Here is a 2,244-nt window from a genome sequence, read left to right as displayed (position 1 = left end):
GGAATGTTTTTTTCAACACATGCCTTGTTTAGTGCATATCTAGCATTTACACTATCTAGAGCATCAATTACAATATCGCATCCTTCTACTGCATCTAGTGCAGTATAGTCATTAATAGAAATTGGTAGTGATTCGATTTGTACGTCGGGATTTAGTTTTTGCAGTTTTTTTGCAGCAACTTCAACTTTGACTTGGCCTACATCGGACTCGTCAAACATTGTTTGTCTGTGTAAATTAGATAGTTCTATTACGTCTCTGTCTATGATTCGAAGCTTGCCGATTCCCATAGCGACAAGCCTCGTAGTAATTGGATTGCCAAGTCCGCCGACGCCTACGACGCAAATTTTTGCCGCTCTCAGTTTTAGCTGTCCTTGATATCCAATTTCTTCGAGCATTATTTGTCTTGAATATCTATCAATTTCTTTACTGGATAGTTCAGAGCCTCCTGCAACTGCTGGAAGAATGTAGATTTCATCGCCATCTTTTAGTGCTGTTTGCATTCCTCCAGAGAATCTAGAGTTTTTTCCATTTACATAGATGTTAATTAGGGAGCGAGGCGTTTCGTCATCGTTTAGAACTCGACGCTTAAAATCATCACCCATTATTTCTGATGCCCTGCTAAACGACTCTTGCAGTGAGCTTGCAGATATTGCGAGTTTTTTTTCCCCACCACCCTTGTTTAGTACGGACGGAATGGTAAAGGTGATGTTTGGCAATTATTTGACCACCGCGGTGATTTTTGCAAGATCTGCCTGCATTACCTGAGGTTTTTCAAGAACTTGCATGATTGATTCTGTCGTCTTGAGGCCGTTGCCGGTAACATAACATACAGTAGTATCGCTTTTGTCAATTTTTCCATCATCTATCATTTTTTTGAGTACTGCAACAGAGACGCCACCAGCGGGTTCTGTAAAGATTCCCTCGGTTCGGGCTAAGAGCAGTATAGCATCAAGAATTTCCTTGTTGTTTGATTCTTCAGCAAAGCCATTGTATTGTTTTAGTCGTTTTAAGACATAGCGCCCGTCACCAGGATCCCCTATTGCTAGGCTTTTTGCTATGGTATCTGGAATTTCTACTGGTGTGACTTCGCTGTCTCCTTTTTTAAAGGCGTCAACTATTGGCGCACACCCGTGAGGTTGTGCTGCAATCATGTGCATATTAGAGACATTATTTAGTAATGAAACACTTTGTAATTCTTCAAATCCCTTGCATATGGCATTGAGCATTGCTCCACTGCCTGTTGGAACAATCAGCTGATCAGGAACGCTCCAGTCCAGTTGCTCTGCTACTTCATATGCCAATGTTTTTGATCCTTCAACGTAATATGATCTCATGTTGATATTGACAATTCCAATCCCTTTGCTATCTCCTATCTGAGCAGCAATTCTGTTTGCATCGTCATATGTTCCATCAACGGATATGAATTTACAACCATACGCAAGTGCTTGTGCGATTTTTGCATGCTCGATGTCGCTTGGTGCAAATACATAACATGGAAAGCCACCTTTTGCTGCATGTGCTGCTGTGGCAGATGCCAGATTGCCAGTTGATGCGCATCCTACTGCAGACATGCCAAACTCTTTTGCCTTTGATACTGCAATCCCTGCTGGTCTGTCCTTGAATGAAAATGTTGGGTTAACAGAGTCATTTTTGATATAGAGATTTTTGAGTCCTAGTTTTTCGCCTAATTTATCTGCCTTTACTAGTGGGGTCATTCCCGCATTAATGCTTACAATGTTTGACTTGTTTTGTATTGGTAAAAGTTCAAAGTATCGCCAGTAGGTATGCTCTCTTCCAGCAAACATGTTTTTAGAAATATTTGGAAAATCATATTTGACATCAAGTGGCCCAAAGCAGTCTTCGCAGATGTACTTGAAGGTTGATTCGTATTCCTTTTTGCATTCCCTGCATTGAAGTGAGATTCTAGTCATAAGAAAAATCGAGTTATAATCTAGTTAAAATGTCCTAATATCAAGTTTAGTGATACTTAATTTATCGAACGTGAAATTTAAGTGATAAATTAACCATTAGTACAAGTTTTATAATGGGTTTTTTAGCAAATTACGAAATGAAGCCAAGAATTATTGGATTATCGTTAATTATTGCATTAACAATCACAGTGATCGCCGTCATAGTTTTTGTTGGACCGATTGATGTGTCCACACAGGAAGAGGAAGATAAATTCAAAGACTGGAACAAATCTGGTCCATTTGCAATCGATCTAAAAGAATACAAGGTTGGTGA

Annotated in this window: 2 protein-coding genes; both read right to left on the bottom strand. The window is 39.6% G+C overall.

The annotated features are described in order from the left end of the window. Nucleotides 1–716, bottom strand: a 716-nt coding sequence (locus FJ354_07150) for a 4-methyl-5(B-hydroxyethyl)-thiazole monophosphate biosynthesis protein (protein MBM3906427.1), incomplete at its 3' end; no start/stop codon positions are given. Then, on the bottom strand, nt 717–1,931 hold the full coding sequence (locus FJ354_07145) for a threonine synthase (protein ID MBM3906426.1): 1,215 nt from the start codon (nt 1,929–1,931) through the stop codon (nt 717–719). Nucleotides 1,932–2,244 lie beyond the last annotated feature (313 nt).

The organism is Nitrososphaerota archaeon (assembly GCA_016872055.1).
Classification (GTDB): domain Archaea; phylum Thermoproteota; class Nitrososphaeria; order Nitrososphaerales; family Nitrosopumilaceae; genus Nitrosotenuis.
Note: the sequence above shows the minus strand (reverse complement) of the source record. Positions and strands in the feature narration are given on the sequence as shown.